At 64.4% G+C, this 17,891-nt stretch carries 20 protein-coding genes and 1 pseudogene; 12 read left to right on the top strand and 9 right to left on the bottom strand.

The window, feature by feature from the left end; translation table 11 throughout:
* The 5 genes and pseudogenes from QX126_RS31520 to QX126_RS31500 form a co-directional block, all read right to left on the bottom strand.
* Positions 1 to 251, bottom strand: a 251-nt coding sequence (locus tag QX126_RS31520) for a hypothetical protein (RefSeq protein WP_315786278.1), incomplete at its 3' end; no start/stop codon positions are given.
* Between the two features lie 255 nt (positions 252 to 506).
* Positions 507 to 831: pseudogene (locus QX126_RS31515) on the bottom strand (amidohydrolase); the annotation flags it as partial.
* 133 nt (positions 832 to 964) lie between these two features.
* A complete protein-coding gene (locus QX126_RS31510; RefSeq protein ID WP_315739926.1) occupies positions 965 to 1,192 on the bottom strand; it encodes a hypothetical protein in 228 nt (75 codons plus the stop codon).
* 330 nt (positions 1,193 to 1,522) lie between these two features.
* Positions 1,523 to 1,729: a PRC-barrel domain containing protein gene (locus QX126_RS31505; protein WP_315739728.1), complete on the bottom strand. Its 207-nt coding sequence runs from the start codon at positions 1,727 to 1,729 to the stop codon at positions 1,523 to 1,525.
* A 140-nt stretch (positions 1,730 to 1,869) separates the two neighbouring features.
* Positions 1,870 to 2,403, bottom strand: coding sequence for a tannase/feruloyl esterase family alpha/beta hydrolase (locus QX126_RS31500; RefSeq protein ID WP_315786275.1), 534 nt, complete (start codon positions 2,401 to 2,403; stop codon positions 1,870 to 1,872).
* A 142-nt stretch (positions 2,404 to 2,545) separates the two neighbouring features.
* On the opposite strand from QX126_RS31500, the gene QX126_RS31495 reads away from it, so the two are divergent.
* Entirely contained in the window at positions 2,546 to 3,904 is a 1,359-nt protein-coding gene (locus QX126_RS31495) for an LLM class flavin-dependent oxidoreductase (RefSeq protein ID WP_315786270.1), read from the top strand.
* A 12-nt stretch (positions 3,905 to 3,916) separates the two neighbouring features.
* On the opposite strand, the gene QX126_RS31490 is transcribed toward QX126_RS31495, so the two are convergent.
* Positions 3,917 to 4,516 (bottom strand): aspartate/glutamate racemase family protein, encoded by a 600-nt coding sequence (locus QX126_RS31490; RefSeq protein ID WP_315786284.1) that lies wholly within the window; start codon positions 4,514 to 4,516, stop codon positions 3,917 to 3,919.
* Between QX126_RS31490 and QX126_RS31485 the strand changes: the two genes are divergently transcribed.
* Positions 4,437 to 4,604 (top strand): hypothetical protein, encoded by a 168-nt coding sequence (locus QX126_RS31485; RefSeq protein ID WP_315786286.1) that lies wholly within the window; start codon positions 4,437 to 4,439, stop codon positions 4,602 to 4,604. The two genes, QX126_RS31490 and QX126_RS31485, sit on opposite strands and share 80 nt — an antisense overlap.
* A gap of 78 nt (positions 4,605 to 4,682) precedes the next feature.
* On the opposite strand, the gene QX126_RS31480 is transcribed toward QX126_RS31485, so the two are convergent.
* A complete protein-coding gene (locus QX126_RS31480; RefSeq protein ID WP_315786269.1) occupies positions 4,683 to 5,345 on the bottom strand; it encodes an O-methyltransferase in 663 nt (220 codons plus the stop codon).
* A gap of 93 nt (positions 5,346 to 5,438) precedes the next feature.
* Here QX126_RS31480 and QX126_RS31475 point away from each other — a divergent pair, with 93 nt between their 5' ends.
* The 10 genes from QX126_RS31475 to QX126_RS31430 all read left to right on the top strand — a co-directional run bounded on the left by QX126_RS31475 (position 5,439) and on the right by QX126_RS31430 (position 14,759).
* On the top strand, positions 5,439 to 6,089 hold the full coding sequence (locus QX126_RS31475; RefSeq protein WP_315786267.1) for a TetR family transcriptional regulator: 651 nt from the start codon (positions 5,439 to 5,441) through the stop codon (positions 6,087 to 6,089).
* A gap of 467 nt (positions 6,090 to 6,556) precedes the next feature.
* Complete coding sequence (locus QX126_RS31470) at positions 6,557 to 7,288, top strand: hypothetical protein (protein WP_315786264.1); 732 nt, start codon at positions 6,557 to 6,559, stop codon at positions 7,286 to 7,288.
* A 231-nt stretch (positions 7,289 to 7,519) separates the two neighbouring features.
* Positions 7,520 to 7,939, top strand: coding sequence for a hypothetical protein (locus QX126_RS31465; RefSeq protein ID WP_315786261.1), 420 nt, complete (start codon positions 7,520 to 7,522; stop codon positions 7,937 to 7,939).
* Positions 7,940 to 8,047: 108 nt separating this feature from the next.
* Complete coding sequence (locus tag QX126_RS31460; RefSeq protein ID WP_409999141.1) at positions 8,048 to 8,701, top strand: DUF1007 family protein; 654 nt, start codon at positions 8,048 to 8,050, stop codon at positions 8,699 to 8,701.
* A gap of 1,255 nt (positions 8,702 to 9,956) precedes the next feature.
* A complete protein-coding gene (locus QX126_RS31455) occupies positions 9,957 to 10,886 on the top strand; it encodes an aliphatic sulfonate ABC transporter substrate-binding protein (RefSeq protein ID WP_315786283.1) in 930 nt (309 codons plus the stop codon).
* A gap of 81 nt (positions 10,887 to 10,967) precedes the next feature.
* Positions 10,968 to 11,588 (top strand): nitroreductase family protein, encoded by a 621-nt coding sequence (locus QX126_RS31450; RefSeq protein ID WP_315786255.1) that lies wholly within the window; start codon positions 10,968 to 10,970, stop codon positions 11,586 to 11,588.
* Positions 11,589 to 11,680: 92 nt separating this feature from the next.
* On the top strand, positions 11,681 to 12,976 hold the full coding sequence (locus tag QX126_RS31445; protein ID WP_315786252.1) for an O-acetylhomoserine aminocarboxypropyltransferase: 1,296 nt from the start codon (positions 11,681 to 11,683) through the stop codon (positions 12,974 to 12,976).
* 3 nt (positions 12,977 to 12,979) lie between these two features.
* Positions 12,980 to 13,762 carry an alpha/beta hydrolase gene (locus tag QX126_RS31440; protein WP_315786248.1) on the top strand — a complete coding sequence of 261 codons (783 nt, stop codon included), beginning with the start codon at positions 12,980 to 12,982 and terminating at the stop codon, positions 13,760 to 13,762.
* Between the two features lies 1 nt (position 13,763).
* Positions 13,764 to 14,087: a BA14K family protein gene (locus tag QX126_RS31435; protein WP_315786246.1), complete on the top strand. Its 324-nt coding sequence runs from the start codon at positions 13,764 to 13,766 to the stop codon at positions 14,085 to 14,087.
* Between the two features lie 138 nt (positions 14,088 to 14,225).
* Positions 14,226 to 14,759 carry a hypothetical protein gene (locus QX126_RS31430; RefSeq protein ID WP_315786245.1) on the top strand — a complete coding sequence of 178 codons (534 nt, stop codon included), beginning with the start codon at positions 14,226 to 14,228 and terminating at the stop codon, positions 14,757 to 14,759.
* 448 nt (positions 14,760 to 15,207) lie between these two features.
* Here QX126_RS31430 and QX126_RS31420 read toward each other — a convergent pair whose 3' ends face one another.
* Both QX126_RS31420 and flgK read right to left on the bottom strand, forming a co-directional pair.
* Positions 15,208 to 16,116 (bottom strand): flagellin, encoded by a 909-nt coding sequence (locus tag QX126_RS31420; RefSeq protein WP_315786242.1) that lies wholly within the window; start codon positions 16,114 to 16,116, stop codon positions 15,208 to 15,210.
* 15 nt (positions 16,117 to 16,131) lie between these two features.
* Positions 16,132 to 17,889 carry a flagellar hook-associated protein FlgK gene (gene flgK / locus QX126_RS31415; protein WP_315786239.1) on the bottom strand — a complete coding sequence of 586 codons (1,758 nt, stop codon included), beginning with the start codon at positions 17,887 to 17,889 and terminating at the stop codon, positions 16,132 to 16,134.
* Between the last annotated feature and the right edge of the window lie 2 nt (positions 17,890 to 17,891).

The following is a 17,891-nucleotide window of genomic DNA, read 5'->3' as shown; positions in this document are numbered from 1 at the left end:
GCGAAAACCATGGTGTTACCTTTGAAACATTGTCCGCCGAAGTCTTCTCGTCCGATCCCAGAACCAAAAGCCGAAGCCCTCAATCCCGAGACCCGCAAGGACTCCGCCGTCCACGTTTCTCTTTCTTCATCTTCACTTGTCAAACAGCCCGCACTTGTTAGTTCGCCTCGACTACTAAGTGCATCAACCTCGTGGTCTTTTTCGCCGAGGAAGTCCCGATGGCCGGGGCGCTTCACATAGCCGATTTTCAAAGACCGTCAAGAGCAATTCCGAAGAAAAAACCCAGGAGCCAATCGGAAGAAAAAACAACGTCGGTCCCGAAAGTCGGGGGCCTCAGTCATCAGTGATGTCCGGCTGGCGTGGTGGTGAGATAGTGCGACGCCGCATCCCGCGCAAGAACTTTTTGCGACGGCTGTGCAGAAATGTGGATAGCGCTGTTGCCCCCCACGCTCGGACCCGTCACACGCCGTTTCCGTTCCATTTTGAAACGGTTGGCGCGCGCAGCGTCAGAAATTGCTCGCGTGCGGTTGCACCAGCGCACGATACGAGTGCGGCATCCGCATGCGGGACGAGATCTTGCCGCCGGACGACGTTGGTCGGATGGAAGCTGTCGAGATTGCTGGTGTCGATGTCGACGGTCTCGATCCCCTCCCCGCCTGCAACGATCGCCTCACGGCGCGGAAACGCTGATGTATCCGGACCGAACACGCCGCTGACCCCGGGATCGAAATTCGCGGCGTCGCACACATTCGCGAATGCGAAGTAGGCGTTGTTCTCGCCACCGCGAACACGGGGATGAGGCCAGTGATGCAGATCGGCACCGGCCGGGATGCGTCTTGCGATAGGTTGAGAGGGTGCCGTCCGGAATTGGCCCGGCCTCGGATCGGTCAGCCCTGTTGCCGCAAGTTCCGGAAACACCACTGGCAGCGCCGCGCCCCTCGTCCGACGCCGGCGCGAGACGGCGTCAACGCGATCGCGGCGGAGTGCTGCGTGCTGGAGCCGTCAGGAAGCGATCGAGCTCGACGATCGCTTCGGCCTCGCGGGCGCGCCGCAGCTGCCTGGCCTGCTCGATGCCCGGCGGCAGACGCTTCGCCCTGTCTCGCGCCTCGCGCGCCATCTCTAGCAACCGCTCACCCAACGACATCGTCTGCTTGACACGCCGACGCCGTTTCTTCCGACCTTCTACTTCCATGCGGGTTTGCATCCAGTTTCATTGATGCGCACCGACAACTCTAGATCAGGAGATGCCGGGCGCATCAACATAAGTGAATCGGCCGCGACCACCCTAGTCCGGGCGGCAGAGCAGCAGCGGCCGGCCGCGCCGGGAGCATCGAGGCTAGCCGCAGCGCCGGCCCGCTCTCGTATCATTTGATATGCGATGCACAGGTCTTCCGGCAGGCCTCTGCAAAGGCCGCTCGAGAAGTTCGAACGCTCGATCCGATGCCCTACGCAACGCCATGCGACGCGTAATCAAGCCGTTTCGATCGTTTGAGCGTTCCAAATCCGAGACCAACGCCGCCGCTCAGGATTGCGTGAACTTGATGGTCGACACCGGCCAGCGCCCGTCATGACCGCGAAGGGTGATGCGCAACCCATGCAGCTCATCAAGATACACCTGCTCCACGGTTCCGGCCTTGCCGTCGCTCAAGGCCACGCATTTGCCGATCAGCTCGGTCTGGACGTGCTCGAACTCGCACAGAATGGTGAAGGCTCGCGTCTTGGCAACCATGAGGGACCGGTGTGTGGGCTGATGGGAGCCGCAACGCTGCGGAGACAGGTCGGCTGGCAGATAGATCGGCTCATCCCCCTCCCGGGTCAACCGCTCATCAAGTGATCGTGCACACCGTGCAGACGGCATGCACGACCTGTTCAGCGGCACTCGAAATTCGCTGCATCCTCGAGGCTGCCGCTGCCCTTGGAGGTCAGCACCTTCGGGAACGCGCAGAGATCGCGCGTGCGCCCGGGCCATGGCACATCGGCCGCACGCCGCGCGGTGGCGTGGATCGCCTCAGGCGCCGCGGCCGTGCCCTCCACCCATTGGTCCAGCGCGGTCAGCAAGTGAAACTGATTGGTGGCGGGTCCGCCGCCGCAATGGTTCATGCCGGGAACCAGGAACAGCCACGCGAACCGGCAAGCGGCACGCGATAGGCCGGCGCGCCCGCGATGACGCCGTCGAACAACTCGGGGAAGCGCTGCCCCAGAGGCGGTCACGCCCGCGGGTGCCGGCGGCGCCAGTTGCACGCCGCCCGCGGCGACGAACTCGGCCGTGACGACGCGCCCGCTGTCGGCGAGGCCTTGCGCGAGCGCGGCGCAACTCGCCTTGAAATCCTGCGCATGGACGGAGGCCACAGCCGACGATGTCAGTACCAGCGCGGCCAGCGTCGTGATCCGGATCGCCGTCAATCTCGTCCTCCCCACATGCGGGCCACGGCCCGTCCTGCGCCGTCATTGATCCGCGGCGCGCAGCGGCCGTGCGCATCCACGCGATTGAAAACCATAGGCGAAGCGTGCCATCTGGTCGGCTCAAGACAGCGTCGAGGACATCATGGCTGCGGACATCCGGTTGAATGCGTTTGCGATGAACTGCGTCGGGCACCAGTCGCCCGGCCTGTGGCGGCATCCGCGCGACCGCTCCTCCGACTACAACCGCCTGCCCTATTGGCTCGACCTCGCCAAGACCTTGGAGCGCGGCCGTTTCGACGGCCTCTTCCTCGCCGACGTGCTCGGCGTCTACGACGTCTATGGCGGCAACCCCGACGCGGCGCTTCGCCACGCCATCCAGGTGCCCGTCAATGATCCGATGATGCTGATCTCGGCAATGGCCGCCGTGACCGAGCATCTCGGCTTCGGCGTCACCTGCACGCTGTCCTATGAGCCGCCCTACCCGTTCGCGCGGCGGATGTCGACGCTCGATCATCTCACCGAGGGCCGCATCGGCTGGAATATCGTCACCGGCTATCTCGACAGCGCCGCACGCGGCATGGGCAGGGAGCGCCAGACCGCGCATGACGACCGCTACGACGTCGCCGACGAGTACATGGAGGTCGTCTACAAGCTGTGGGAAGGCAGCTGGGAGGACGACGCCGTCAAGCGCGACCGGACCAGCGGCGTGTTCACCGATCCCACGAAGGTTCACCGCGTCAGCCATCGCGGCGAGAACTACCAGCTCGACGCCATCCATCTCTGCGAGCCGTCGCCGCAGCGAACGCCGGTGCTGTATCAAGCCGGCACCTCGCCGCGCGGCCGCGTGTTCGCCGGCCGGCATGCCGAATGCGTGTTCATGTCCGGCCCGTCCGCCAAGATCATCGCGCCGCGCGTCGCCGCCATCCGCCAGGCCGCCGCCGATGCGGGTCGCGCGGGCAGCGACATCGTCATCTTCAGCATCGCCACCGTCGTGCTCGGCGAAACCGATGCGGCGGCCGAGGCGAAGTTCGCCGATTATCGCCGCTACATCGACCACGAGGCCTCGCTGACCCTGACGTCCGGCTGGACCGGCGTCGACTTCTCGACCTACGACCTCGACCAGCAGGTCCGCCACGTGCTCAACGATGCCGGCCGCAGTGCGATGGACAACGTCACGCGCGCCGATCCGGACCGGGTGTGGACCGTGCGCGAGGTTGCCGAGCATGTCGGCATCGGCGGCATCGGCCCGGTGTTCGTCGGCGGGCCTGCGAAGGTCGCCGATCTCGTCGAGAGTTGGATCGAGCAGACCGGCGTCGACGGCCTCAACCTCGCCTTTGCGCTGTCGCCGGAGAGTTTTGCCGATGTCGCGGACATGCTGGTGCCGGAGCTGACCAGACGCGGCCGCTACAAGAAGGCCTACCAGCCGGGAACGCTGCGCGAAAAGCTGTTCGGCCGTGCCCGGCTCGCGGCGCCGCATCCGGCGGCAAGCTACCGGCCGTAGTGCCGCTGGCACTCAGCCCGACAGACGCGACAGCAACACGGCCACCGCCGCCTCGATCGGCTTGATGATCGGCACCGCGAATTGCCGCTGCAACTGATCGGCGGCCTGCGCCAGCGGCCCGCCGCCGATGATCACGGCCTCGGCGCCGTCCTCGGCAATACAGGCGCGCGTGGCGTCAGCCAGGGCGGCAGCAAGCCGCGCCGGATCGACGGCGAGCGCGGCCGGGTCGCCGTGCGTCAGACGCGTCCCGGTGAACTGCGCGGAAAGGTTCAGCCTGTCTGCAAGGCCCGCGATGCTCGCGACCAGCGCAGGCGTCACCGTGGCAACGCCGAAGCGCCGCCCGCCCTCTGCGGCCTCGCGCATCGACGCCTCGCCGATGCCCGCCACCGGCAGCGAGCACTGGCTGCCAAGCTCCGCGGCGCCGGGATCGCCGAACGCCGCGACGATGATGCCGTCGCAAGCATCGCGATGCGCGCGGCCGATATCGACCACTTCCGCCGCCGATGCCGCCAGCGCCTCGGCATCGACGATCATGGCCGGCGCCCGCATCGCGGTCGCGCCGACCACCTCCGCCCGGCCGGCACAGCAGGCGGCCGCAATCGACACCATCATCACGGTGGTCGCGGCCGAGCTGTTGGGATTGATCAGGAGGATGCGGGGCATGAGGACGGTTGCTCAGATGACGAAGCTCTCCTCGTGAACAATCGTCGGCCAAACGTCAACTCCAGGCCCATTCGCCGATGAGGGTGGCGGGCATCACCCGTTCGTCGCCGGCCGCTCACACGATCCGCATCGACAATTCGACTTCGTCGCCGAACGGCACCGCCAGATAGCCGTTATCAGGCGAACGGACGTAGGCGAGGTAGTCGGGGCTGTGGTCGGCATTGTCAGCGACGATGAACGCGCCGGCGCTGAGCCGGCTCTCGAGCAGCGCCAGGATATCGCCATACAGCGGCTTGGCGCCGTCGAGGAGAACCAGGTCGATCGCGTCCGGGAGATCACCGCTCAGCGTCTGCAGCGCATCGCCCTGGCGGACCTCCACCAGATCGGCCAGGCCGCCCTCCGCGAGGTTGGCACGGGCACGGACGACCTTGGACGGCTCGAACTCCGTGGTGATCAGCCGCCCGCCGCCATTGTCGCGCAGCGCCGCGGCGAGGAACAGCGTCGAGATGCCGAACGAGGTGCCGAATTCGACGATCGATCGCGCACTGACGCCGCGCGCCAGCATGTAGAGCAGCATGCCGGTGTCGCGCGCCACGGGCAATGGAAAGTCCTTGAGCTGCGTGTAGAGCTCGACATGGCCGGACCTGCTGCGCATCAGTTGCGCGCCCCGTTCGGCCATGCCGGCGAAGATCGGGCTCGTCTCCGGCCGCAGCAACGTGGCCTCGGCAAGCAGGCGATCCAGCAGCGGCGCCACCGGCTGAGCGGTCAGGGTGATCATTGATATTCTCCGTGTTCTCGATGCGTGTCGTTTGCGTCGAAGTCAGAATACGAATAATCATTCGCATTCGCTAATCGCATTTCGGAACGCTCCATGGCCCCGGCTCGAAAAGCCCCGATTTCCCCGCGAAAACTGCCGCAACAGGCACGCTCGGCCAACCTCGTCGCGGCCATTCTGCAGGCGGCTGTTCAGGTTTTGACCAAGGAAGGCGCGCAACGTTTCACCACGGCCCGTGTCGCCGAGAAGGCCGGCGTCAGCGTCGGCTCGCTCTATCAGTACTTCCCGAACAAGGCGGCGATCCTGTTCAGGCTGCAGAGCGACGAGTGGCAGCAGACGACGAAACTGCTGCACGGCATTCTGGAGGACACGCGCCGTCCGCCTCTGACGCGATTGCGCGCCCTCGTTCACGCGTTCCTGCAATCGGAGTGCGACGAGGCCGCGGTGCGCGGCGCCCTCGACGACGCCGCCCCGCTCTATCGCGACGCGCCCGAGGCGCGCCAGGCCAGGGCCCGTGGCCGCCGCGCCATGCTCGCCTTCATGCGCGAGGTGCTGCCTCGTGCCGGAGAGACCGAGCGCGCGCGGGCCGCCGACCTGATCAAGACGACGCTTGGCCAGGTCGGCAAGCACTTCTCGGAGACACCGCGCAGCCGGGCCGAGATATCGGCCTATGCCGATGCGATGGCCGACATGTTCTGTGCGTACCTTTCCACCGCCAACAAGCCTCACAGACGTAAGGCCGTGTAGTCCCAGAGCCGGCGCCTCTCCGGTCAAGCGGCCTCTCGGGGCACTCCCGCCATGCGCGGGCTTGTCCCGCGCATCCACGCCTCTCCCACGCAAACTGGGAACCTCTGCACGGCCACGGGCTGCCGCGACACTACGTTGACTTGATGCCGTCGTATCCCAGATCGCCGCTGACTTGATGCAGCGCCGCAGGTCGGGGGTCCGCAGCCAACGACGGACCTCTCATCAGAGTCCGTGATTGTCGGTTAAGGGCGAATTCCGGACACGATGAGGCGTCCAATCAAGTCGCGAATTGACCCATAGCGGACTTCTACCCAGCTTCCACCAGCAAGACTATTAACCGACTTCTTGCTAGTCTTTTCCTTCGCGGAACTGAATTGCTTATCTGAGCGGCAGTATCCTTGTCTTGTTTTCTGTTCGACGCCGTTCACTGAGTTCTTTGTCACCGGATAGTTCGAGAAGACGATGCCATGACCGAAGAAGCAAAGCGGATTAGGACCGCTGGAGTGGTGCCGGCTGATTATCGCGGACCAATCTATTGGCGGTTGGTCCAATACTATCCTCTCACTGGAAAAGGTGGCGAGCCTATCGAGTTCCTCGATAGCCGCGAACGCCAGGACCGCTTATGGATCGAATCATACAAGATGCCGGGCAAGGACATCTTCACCTCCGGAACGGTATTCGATGCGAACGGTCAGGTCTTGCCCGAGTGGAAGATGCCACTGAAGGCAAAATGGACCAATAACCGCCCGGTGCGTGTGGAATACGCTGCAGGTCGTCACTCAGCGCGCGTCAGCGAGCGAGTGTATGACGCAATTCAAGCTCTTGAGCCTGGCAAGCATCACGCCTTTCCGATCGATATCATCCGATCTGATGGAACCACAGAACGTCGATACGAACTCTTCTTCGCTCAAGACGCTCTACTTGGGGAGCGAGAGCTGCATCCGCAGGCGAACAACCTCCGCCTTTACGACAAACCATTTGGTTCATATTGCTATCAACCGGCGTCTTGGATGCGGGCGGCGCCAGCTCAAGAAAGTCATTTTGGATATCTGGACAGAGCGGTCGTCGGTGACCACCAGTGGTTCAAAGGCACCGACACCAACCATATCTTCTCGCCGACGCTGTTTGAAAAGCTGCAGCCTTTTGGAGATATTTTCGAGAATTGGTTCGTTGCACTTCCAATTGGCATGGCAGGCTGACATGCAGCTACATGGCATCTGCGGAAGTTCTACTGGCTACGTGGACGTTGCGAGAGGCCGCGAATGTTGCCGACAAGGTCAACGGGACACCGGTCGGATCGCCTTCGATGTCGGCTCCTGGCCCGTCGCGGACCTCACGGTCGGTGGTCGTGAAGTCCGAATTCTGGTTTCAACCGGAAGTATGCCGCCGGAGGGCCGGAGGTCGCTGTTGACCCATTGCCGACATCAATGATGGCTGGCACTATTGTCGTAATGACGAACGACTGGCTTGCAGACATTGTGATTGTGAATGAGAGCCGCGACGAGGCCACGGCTGGCGACGTCTCCGTCTTTCGGAGCGCGGGAGAGGCTTGCAATTGTCTGGAGCATTGGTGGGTCGATCGCAGTGAGGGATTTGCGTTCACCGCCGCCGGACATCGCCTCACACTTGGTGTGGACGAGGAGAGAAGAGTAATTGTCACCCGCCAACAAGACGCGCCGGCCGGCACGGAGCTGGTGCGGGGTTGGCTGCGCGCCCAAGCCGCTGCCGTTTTGGATGTGCGAAGGAGCCGAGCGAGAGAAGGCAAAGCGACGCTTAGCCGTTCCGAGGAACAAGGGCTGCTTCCCACGTCCGTTGAGGGACTAATCGCCTACATCGGATTCAACACGTGACAACCGCTCATGCCCCATCGGCGACATCGGCAGCGCAATATGATAGAGAACGGTTGGTGCCTCCGATGGACCGGTCGTATTCAACATTTTCGGAGCTCTGACGTGCGGCTGCCTAGGGTCGTCTTATCGGTCGTGGTTGCGCTGCTCACCGGTGTGCTGCTGGTTGGCGACAGAGCGGCCGAGGCGCATCCGCATGTTTGGGTCACCTCGACAAGCGAGCTGGTCTATGCGGCCGACGGCTTCGTCACCGGCGTACGACACGCGTGGACCTTCGACGATAACTTTTCGAACCATGCGCTGCTGGGCATGGAGACCAAGACCAATGGCGTTTATACCCACGAAGAGTTGCAGCCGTTGGCGAAAATCAACATCGAAGCGCTGAAGGAACATAGCTATTTCACATCTCTAAAGGCTAACGGAAAGCTCACGTTTGAAGCGCCAATCGATTATTTCTTCGACTACGCGGGCGACCGCCTGACTCTCCATTTCACGCTGCCGCTGAAGACGCCTGTGAAGTCGAAAAGTCTCCTTCTGGAGATAGTTGATCCTTCGTATTTCATCGATTTCCAGATGGCAAAGGACCATCCGGTCAAGCTCGTGGGCGCCCCCGCCGACTGCGAGGCGTGGATAGCTAAGCCAATTGGTAACGATCGCGACCGCAAGATGGCACAGGGTGCGAGCGAGGATTCCTTCAAGGAGGGCGGCGCGAACGTCCGTGTCGGCCTGCTGTTCGAGAATAAGATCATGGTCGAATGCCCTTGATGACGCTCGTTCGCACCCGCCGCTGCTCATAATGCGCTCCGGGCTCCGGCGCAGAACGAAAAGTCACGGCGCAAATCTGATTTCTGCTTGTGGCCCATCTCCGACCTTCCGGTCTACGCCTGGGATGTCCGCAACGGGCTGAATGCGGACGCCGCCGACTCGATCGCGGAGGTCTGCCTTAGTCACGGGCTGTCCTCTCGAATGCGTCCGCTCCGCGGCTCCTGCCCCCCAATGGCTGCCGGCTTGCTGCACCGCGCAAGTCTGCGGGCTTCGGCCAAATCCGCTCATGAGCTCCCGCGCTTCATTTCGGCCGGCAGATGCAAGGCAGTTCGATCGGACATGCCCGCCCAGACCGCTGCGGAGAGTCGCTAAGACGGCATGGCTGGGCCGAGGGCCTGCCATGCCGTCGCGGCAGAGGGGCACAAGCTGATTGTGATATGCCGAAGCCCCAGGGCTTGCGTGACGAGCCAATGGCTTCTCCTCGCGCGTGCGCGACGAAGCGGAATTCGCCCGCATTCTCAGGCTGATTTGCCCTGTCCAGTCCCGCGACGAAAAATATTCTTGTTTCTTTTTTTCAGAATTTATGATTGTATCACCCCATCCCGCCCGATCGAGAGGGGCGCTTCGCGAACGTCACGAAACGTTGGTGCGGGATGCGATGGCCGGTTCTCGTCGCAGCGTGCGTCAAGCGCGCGGACGAACGATGGGAGCCGGACGGCGAAATCGCGTGGTCCTGATACTCCGACGCTAGTATCAAGTTCGCGAAGATGCTTGCGTGTCTCGCGGATGACGGTGGCCAGAAAGCCCGGCGCACCGGGGAGATCGCGTATAAGCCGTAAGCCCGTTGCGCAGGGAAGGCCGGATGTCCGGCTGATCCTGTGGTAACCGCCGCGTGCTTCCTTTTTTGCACGCGGGCCATGGGTGTCAGTCGACGCCCGGCCTTCCCTGTGCCCTCTCTCGATGGAGGGACGAACGGCAGACACATCTCGGACGCCCTGCGCGTCGCGAGGATGCGAGCGGCTGTCTCGTCAGATCTCGCGCGCCAAGAAAACAAAACCTCTCGCGGCACGGGCACATGAGAAACTTTCATCTCCATATGAACAGATCTGCAAAATTGCGCAGGGCTCACGATCCTGCGAATGATCTTGGACAATTGCATGCAACCGCCTGTTTGGGAGATTGCCGAATGACACCGTCCTTCAGCGGCCTGCGTCGCGCGCGGCCCTTGCATCTCGCCCGTCGCGGCGTCCTGATGATGGCCGCGGCCCTGCTCGGCGCGCTCGCCACGTCGCAAGCCGACGCAGCCGAGACGCTGCGCATCGGCTATCAGAGATCCTCGACCCTGATCGCCCTCCTCAAAACCAATGGCGAGTTGGAGAAGGCGCTGGCGCCGCTCGGCATCAAGGTGTCGTGGCACGAATTCTCCAGCGGACTGCCGCTGCTGGAAGCGATCAACATCGGCAGCATCGATGTCGGCGCCGATGTCGCCGATACCGTCCCGGTGTTCGCGCAGGCCGCGGGCGCGAGGCTCGCTTATGTCGCCGAGGAGGCCGCCTCGCCGTCGGCGCAGGCGATCCTCGTGGCAACGGCTTCGCCGACCAAGACGCTCGCTGAGCTGAAAGGCAGGAAGATCGCGGTGACCAAGGGCGCCGGCAGCCACTATCTGCTGCTCGCCGCGCTCGCCAAAGCGGGTCTCACCTTCAAGGACATCACCCCCGCCTATCTGCCGCCCGCCGACGGCAGGACCGCTTTCGTCAGCAACAATGTCGATGCCTGGGTCGCGTGGGATCCGTTCCTGACCAGCACCATCCGCCAGTCAGGGGCGCGCGTGCTCGCGGACGGCAGCGACGGGCTTGCCAGCTACAAGCGCTACTATCTCGCATCCGCCGACTACGCCGCCGGGCATGGCGACGCCCTCAACGTCATCTACGGCAAGCTCGTCGAAACCGGCAAATGGGTGAAGGCCAATCCGGGCGCCGCGGCGAGCCAGCTCGCTGCCCTGTGGGGCATCGATGCGGCCACCGTCGAGGAGGCCAACAGCCACCGCTCCTACCAGGTCGGCGCGGTCACCGCGGCCGGCCTGTCGGAGCAGCAGAAGATCGCGGATGCTTTCCTGGCGGAGCGCGTGCTGCCGGCGAAGGTGGACACATCTGCGTTGGCGATCTGGACTCCCAAAGCGCCGTGAGCCACAGAGGAGCCGAGATTGTGCCCGGCAGCGAAGCGCGGCACGAGGCCCGACGACGAGCCTGAACGAAGGAGACCACCCGTGACTGCCCATCTTCCCCCGCCGACCGACCGCATCACCGAGCATCCGGCGCATCGCATCTTCGTCGATCGCTGGTCGCCGCGCGGCTTCAGCGACGAGGCGCTTCCGGAGACGGAGCTCCTGACCTTCATCGAGGCGGCACGCTGGGCGCCCTCCTCCTACAATTCGCAGCCCTGGCGCTTCCTCTACGCGCTGCGCGGCTCCGCCGAGTTCGACACCTTCCTGGCGCCGCTGGTCGAGTTCAACCGCGGCTGGGCGCAGCATGCCGCGGCGATCGTCTACGTGCTGTCGAAGAAGACCTTCATCCCGGCCGGCAAGACCGAGCCGGCACCAACGCGCACGCATTCCTTCGATGCCGGCGCGGCCTGGGCCAATTTCGCCAACCAGGCGGCGGTGTCCGGCTGGATCACCCACGGCATGAGCGGCTTCGACGTCGCCGCCGCACAGACAGCGCTCGGGGTGCCCGACGGTTTCGCCGTGGAGATCGCGATCGCGGTCGGCCGCAAGGGCGACGGCGCCAACCTGCCCGCCATGCTCAAGGAGCGCGAGAAGCCGAGCGCACGCCTGTCCATCGCCGAGATCGCCTCGGCCGGCCTGTTCCCGCAGCGCTTCGGCGGCTGATCGATGTCTCAGGGGCGGCGCACCGCGCCGCTCCTGACTGACGGCGAAATCTGTGGCAGAAGATGCGATCTGCTTGAGGAGAGTTGATCCGCATGCCGCCGCCGAAACCGCCCGCCTTCGAAACCCTGAGCCTGCACGCGGGCCAGCACCCGGATCCCGCGACCGGCGCCCGCGCGGTGCCGATCTATCAGACCACGTCCTACGTGTTCGACGACACCGAGCACGCCGCGGCGCTGTTCAATCTCGAACGTGCCGGCCACATCTATACCCGCATCTCCAACCCGACCACGGCCGTGCTCGAAGAGCGGCTCGCCGCGCTCGAAGGCGGCGTCGGTGCCGTCTGCACCGCGAGCGGCCAGGCGGCGCTGCATCTGGCCATCGCCACGCTCCTGAATGCGGGCGATCACATCGTGGCCTCCTCCTCGCTCTATGGCGGCACCATCAACCTGCTCGCCCACACGCTGCCGCGCTTCGGCATCACCACGAGCTTCGTCAAGCCCAGGGATCACGACGGTTTCCGCGCCGCGATCAAGCCGAACACGCGGCTCCTGATCGGCGAGACATTGGGCAATCCCGGTCTGGAGGTGCTGGACATCCCCAAGGTCTCAGCGATCGCGCATGCAGCCGGCGTGCCGCTCCTGATCGACAACACTTTTGCCACGCCCTATCTCAGCCAGCCGATCGCCCAAGGCGCCGACATCGTGATGCACTCTGCGACCAAGTGGCTCGGCGGCCATGGCATCGCGATCGGCGGCGCGATCATCGATGGCGGCCGGTTCGACTGGCGCGCCTCGGCCAAGTTCCCGCAGCTCACCGAACCCTATGCCGGCTATCATGGCATCGTCTTCGACGAGCAGTTCGGCGCGGCCGCCTTCATCATGCGCGCGCGGACCGAAGGCCTGCGCGATTTCGGCGCCTGCCTGTCGCCTACCAACGCGTTCCATCTGCTGCAGGGCGTCGAGACGCTGCATCTGCGCATGGAGCGGCACGTCGCCAACACCCGCGCCGTGCTGGAGGCGCTGACTGCCAACAAGGCCGTCGACTGGGTGCTGCATCCTTCGCTCGAGACCCATCCGGACCATGCGCTCGCCAAGGAGCTGTTGCCGCGCGGCGCCGGCTCGATCATCTCGTTCGGCATCAAGGGCGGACGTCCCGCGGGGCGCAAGTTCATCGAGAGCCTGAAGCTGATCAGCCATCTCGCCAATGTCGGCGATGCCAAGACGCTGGTGATCCACCCCGCCTCGACCACGCATCAGCAGATGGACGCCGCCCAGCTCGCTGCGGCCGGAATCGGCGAGGAGCTGATCCGGCTCTCGGTCGGCATCGAGGCGGCCAGCGACATCATCGACGATCTCGGACAGGCGCTGCGCGCCTCGCAGAAGGTGTGAGCCATGCAGCTGTCGATCGGAGATCATGAGGTCTTCGCCGCCACGGGCGGCCGCGACTTCGATTCGTCCCTGCCCGCCGTCGTCTTCATCCATGGCGCCGGCTTCGACCATTCGGTCTGGGCACTGCACAGCCGCTGGTTCGCCCATCATGGCTTTGCCGTGCTGGCGCCCGATCTGCCGGGCCATGGCCGCTCGGCGGGCCCGGCGCTGCCGACCATCACCGCCATGGCCGATTGGATTGTCGCGCTGTTGCAGGCGTTGAATGCGAAACCCGCTCACCTGATCGGCCATTCGATGGGCTCGCTGATCGCGCTGGATGCCGCGGCACGCCATCCCGATCGCGTGTCGGCGCTGAGCCTGATCGGCACCGCGGCGACGATGACGGTCGGACCTGACCTCCTGAAGGCCGCGGAAGCCAATGATCACGCCGCCATCGACATGGTCTCGATCTGGGGCCTCGGCTTTGCCGCCGAGCTCGGCGGCAGCCGCGCGCCGGGCCTGTGGATGCATGGCGGCGCGCAGGCGACGTTGGAGCGCTGCGCGCCCGACGTGCTGTTCAACGATCTCTCGGCCTGCAACGAGTACCAGGATGCGCTGGCATCGGCGGCCAGGATCAAGGTGCCGACGCGGCTGATCCTCGGCGAGAAGGACATGATGACGCCGCTGAAGGCCGGCAAGGCGCTGGCGGCTGCGATCGCGCAATCGCGCACGACCGTCCTGCCCGGCGCGGGACATACGATGATGACGGAATGTCCGGATGCGCTGCTCGATGCGCTGATCGATTAGCTTGCGGTCACGGTTCCGGTCGCCGACCCCAGCGACGCAGAACGCGACCGAGCCGCAGCAGGTGCAATATCGCCACTGGCGCGGCGGTTACGGTCATCGCCACGGCTATTACGGCCATCGCTCTTACGGGCATCGCCACGGCTATGGTGCGGGTGCCGCCGCCCTCGGCGGCCTCGCGGCCGGCGCGATCATCGGGGGCGCCATCGCCGACAGCCGCGCCGAGGCCGCCAACGCCCAGGCCTATTGCGCCCAGCGGGGCCGGTCCTACGACCCGGGCTCCGGCACCTATCTCGGCAATGACGGCCTGCGCCATTCCTGCCCGTAACGACACCAAGGTCGATGCCCCCCCGGCATCGACCGCCGCCTGGACCAATGGCGCGTGACAAAACGTCCGCTGCGACAAATGCAACGAAGTTCGTCTCGTCCGGTTGAGCATAGCGCTGAATCAACGGGAGACATCAGGATGGTCACCTTCAAAGCCGCCGCGACGCTCGCCATCGCCGGCGCACTTTCTGTATCCACGCTGCACTCGGTCTCGGCTGCGCCGCTGACGTCGCTGTCAGCAGCCGCCAAACCGAGCGCCGAAAGCTCGAATGCCGTGCAGGTCCGCTACGGCGGCTGGCATGGCGGCTGGGGCGGCGGTGCCGCGATCGGCGCGGGGCTGTTGGCGGGTGCCCTGATCGGATCGGCGATCGCCGCACCCTCCTACTATGGCGGCTACGCGCCCTATCCCTACTACGGCGGGTATCGCTACGCCGCCTATCCCTACGGCTATGGCGGCTACTACCCGGCCTACCGGCCCTATTACGGCGGCTATGGCTACAGCTACGTGCCGCGCCCGATCTATCGCAGCTACGACTATTCCTATGGCCCGCGGCCGTGGCGGCACAGCTACGGCTATTACCGCGGTCCGGGTTGGGGCCATCATGGCTGGCACGGCGGCCGTCATTTCGGACACAGCTACGGTCATGGCGTGATCCGCGTCCATCATCGCTAGTGATGTGATTTCGCTGGTGCGTGGGGCTCACCCGACGCACCGGCACGGCGATGCGCAACCTCCGCCGCGCGGATGACGTACTCGTCATGATCGCGCCAGACGAACACGACAAATGTCGCCAACGCCTCATTGCGCCGGGCGCGATTACCCACCAGATCTGCTCGAGAGCCATGACCGTGGCGACGAAGGCGCAGACGACTCCAGTGCGGAATTCCTTGGCAGCTCGACGTCCTGATCATCCTCTTCCCGCAGCTGGAGCTGCTGGACTTTCGCGTTTTCCTTGATCCGCCCATACCCACCCACCGATCGCGCGCAGCGCCGCTGTCGAACGTCGCAAGCCAGGCAAGTGAGAGGTCCGCCAACGAGATGCCCGCCAACAATCCTCCAGCGAGCCGCATGGTTTGAATCGGCAGTCCGGCTCTGCTGGGCCCGCACGATGTCCCGAAACTCAGCGCAGGTAACTGGCCAGGTTCAGGCTCTGGATCTTGGAGATGGCGGTATAACTCGCCGTGAGCTGGGCTTGATAAGTCGAGAGCTGGGCGGTGACCGCAGCGACGTCCACGCTGGTCAGGTCGGTCGCCAGACTCTCGGCATAGCTCTTGTAGTCGGTCTGCTGAGACTTCGCGCTCTCGATCCGGGACGCTGCATCGGAGACCTTGGCCTGCACCGTGGCGACATCGTCCACTGCTTGATCGGCAAGCGTCAGCGCGGAGGTGATGTCGGTTCCGGACAGGGTCGAGCTATTCGCAACGAACTTCAGAACACGCATGACCTCCTCGAAAGCAGGGTTGTCGGCGGTGACGCCATACGTCACGGACTGGCCGTCGGAGACACGGACCGAGGCAAGCTCGCTGTCGCCCTGAAAATAGCTGGTATCCGTCGTGGTCAGCGATCCCGAGCCGGACGCGAAGGTCGATGTATCGGCAGCCGGAGTCGAGGTGCGCCCTCCGCCGAACAGATATTGCCCATCATACTGGGTATTCAGAATGCCCGCCATCTGCTGCAGCAACTGCTGCGCGCTGCTGATCGCGGACGAGGTTCCCGTGCTGCTGCCGGAGCTCGCGGCGCTCAGGGCCGTGCGCAGCTGACTGACGATGTCGGACACCTGCCCCACCGCGGAATACATGACCTGCACCTTGCTGTCGGCCAGGGTCGCAGCATCGATATAGGATTGCGCCCGCGTGACCGAGACCTGAAGATTGACGACGTGCTGGGTGTCGGCGCCGTAGCCGGCGAGATACTCCGATTTCAGCCCCGAGGCTTCCTGCACCTGGAGATTGGCCATGGTCGCCTGCGTCCGCAGCGCGCTCGTGATCATCTGGTCGGAGTTCGAGAATGTCGCAATCCGCATCGTCATGATCTGCGCTCCGGACTAGGTCGACTGCACGGCAGTGAGCAACGAAGAAAACATGCTGTTGATCACGGAGATCAGCTGCGAGGCGGCAGCGTATTTGTTCTGCAGCGAGCTCAGCCGCGCGGTCTCCTCGTCGAGATTGACGCCCGATTGCGAGGACAGCGAGCTGGCATAGCTCGACTGGGCTGTCGACTTCGCGGTGTAGGCAGTGGAGGCCTGCGAAGCCTTGCTGGCGACATTGGCGACGATCGCCGCGGCATAGTCGGAAAACGAGCCGGTCGTTGCGCTGAGGCCTCCGGCCGACGCAAAGCTGGTCGAGCCGGTGAGCTTGTCGATGAGCGCATTGATAACCGTCGCCGAGCCGGCCGTCAGCACCTGGCTGCCAGTCGTCAAGGTCGCAGAACCGTCGAGCGTGCCGGTCGGCAGACCAGAAGCGCCGCTCGAGATGCTGCTGTTGACGGCAAAATTGGCGGCGCTCGTGCCGGTGACGAGATCATTCATGCCGAAATAGTTGGAGAAGCCGCTGCCGCCGACCGCACTGGTCATATCGTTGATCGCGATGCCGCTCGACGACGACGTGGCGCTGATCGACAGGTGTCCGCTGGAGTCGATCGAGGCAGAGACCCCGGAGATGCCGTTGAGTGCCGTGACCAGATCGCCCACCGTCGCGTAGGACGACAGATCGAGATCCTGGTACGAAACGAGATTGCCGCTCTGGTCAGCCACGGCGATGCGGACCGTTCCGGACGCCGACAGGGCGGTCGTGCTGCTGACGCTCGCCGACCCGGTCAGAGTGGCCGGAGGTGGCACGGCCGACGCGCCATTGCTGATCTCATTCAGCGCCGATTTCAGCTGCGAAGCCAACTGATCGAGCTGGGTCTGCGCGGCCGGCAAGGTTTCGTCCCGCAACGTGACCAGCGAGCCGATCTTGCCCGACGTGATCTGGGACGTGACGTCGACGCCGTCGACCATGATGCCGCTGAAGCCGCCGGACGCATAGCTCGAAGCCGCCGAGACATTCGCCGAGGCCGTGTAGCTCAGCGTGTGCGCCGAGCTGTCGACGAGGGCTCGCCCCGACGAGGTATAGACCTGAAGGTCGCCGTTCGACGCCGTGTAGTAGCTGACGTTCATATAGGACGACAGGTCCTGCAGCGCGGCATTGCGTTCATCCTCGAGATCCGCGGTCGATTGGCCGGACGCTGCCATTCTGCGGATCTCGACATTGAGATCGGCGATCTGCTGCAGGTCGTCGTTGACGCTCTGAACCGACGACGCGATGTCCTTGTCGGCGTTGGCCCGCAAGGTCTGCACACCGCTCGACGTGCTGCGCAGCTGGCTGGCGAAATCGTCCAGAGCGCTGACGACGGCCGATTGCAGCGAAACACTGCTGGGCGAGCTTGCCAGCGACGACAAGGCGGACTCCAGCGATGCAAGAGAGTTTGCCAGCGACGTTCCCGTCGTCGAAGTGCCGGATGTGGACGCGCTGCCGAACAGCTGCTGCAGTTGCGTCAGATAGTTGTTGGTGGTGTCGGCCGCGCCGAGCTCGGAATTGGCTCCGATCAGGGATTTCAGCAGCAGCTTGTCGACATTGCTCGAAATGCCGGTAATCGAAACACCGGTCCCAACTCCTCCGGTCACATTCGTGACCTGGTTGGCCGTCTTCTGCGTATACCCCTTCGTGTCGGCGTTCGAGATGTTCGACGACGCCACGCTGATCTGCAGCTCCGTGGCCGAGATGCCGCTGAACGCGACCAGCCGTGCTATGTCGAGCGACATCA

The organism is Bradyrhizobium sp. SZCCHNPS1003, from assembly GCF_032381555.1.
GTDB lineage: Bacteria > Pseudomonadota > Alphaproteobacteria > Rhizobiales > Xanthobacteraceae > Bradyrhizobium.
The sequence above is the reverse complement of the archived record's forward strand: the minus strand, read 5'-3'. Positions and strand labels throughout refer to the sequence as shown.

Coding starts and splice junctions, on each gene's coding strand:
- QX126_RS31510 (WP_315739926.1), bottom strand. CDS start 1,192: ATGGAAGTAGAAGGTCGGAAGAAACGGCGTCGGCGTGTCAAGCAGACG.
- QX126_RS31505 (WP_315739728.1), bottom strand. CDS start 1,729: ATGGTTGCCAAGACGCGAGCCTTCACCATTCTGTGCGAGTTCGAGCAC.
- QX126_RS31495 (WP_315786270.1), top strand. CDS start 2,546: ATGGCTGCGGACATCCGGTTGAATGCGTTTGCGATGAACTGCGTCGGG.
- QX126_RS31485 (WP_315786286.1), top strand. CDS start 4,437: ATGGCCGGCGCCCGCATCGCGGTCGCGCCGACCACCTCCGCCCGGCCG.
- QX126_RS31490 (WP_315786284.1), bottom strand. CDS start 4,516: ATGATGGTGTCGATTGCGGCCGCCTGCTGTGCCGGCCGGGCGGAGGTG.
- QX126_RS31480 (WP_315786269.1), bottom strand. CDS start 5,345: ATGATCACCCTGACCGCTCAGCCGGTGGCGCCGCTGCTGGATCGCCTG.
- QX126_RS31475 (WP_315786267.1), top strand. CDS start 5,439: ATGGCCCCGGCTCGAAAAGCCCCGATTTCCCCGCGAAAACTGCCGCAA.
- QX126_RS31470 (WP_315786264.1), top strand. CDS start 6,557: ATGACCGAAGAAGCAAAGCGGATTAGGACCGCTGGAGTGGTGCCGGCT.
- QX126_RS31465 (WP_315786261.1), top strand. CDS start 7,520: ATGGCTGGCACTATTGTCGTAATGACGAACGACTGGCTTGCAGACATT.
- QX126_RS31455 (WP_315786283.1), top strand. CDS start 9,957: ATGGCCGCGGCCCTGCTCGGCGCGCTCGCCACGTCGCAAGCCGACGCA.
- QX126_RS31445 (WP_315786252.1), top strand. CDS start 11,681: ATGCCGCCGCCGAAACCGCCCGCCTTCGAAACCCTGAGCCTGCACGCG.
- QX126_RS31440 (WP_315786248.1), top strand. CDS start 12,980: ATGCAGCTGTCGATCGGAGATCATGAGGTCTTCGCCGCCACGGGCGGC.
- QX126_RS31430 (WP_315786245.1), top strand. CDS start 14,226: ATGGTCACCTTCAAAGCCGCCGCGACGCTCGCCATCGCCGGCGCACTT.
- QX126_RS31420 (WP_315786242.1), bottom strand. CDS start 16,116: ATGACGATGCGGATTGCGACATTCTCGAACTCCGACCAGATGATCACG.
- flgK (WP_315786239.1), bottom strand. CDS start 17,889: ATGTCGCTCGACATAGCACGGCTGGTCGCGTTCAGCGGCATCTCGGCC.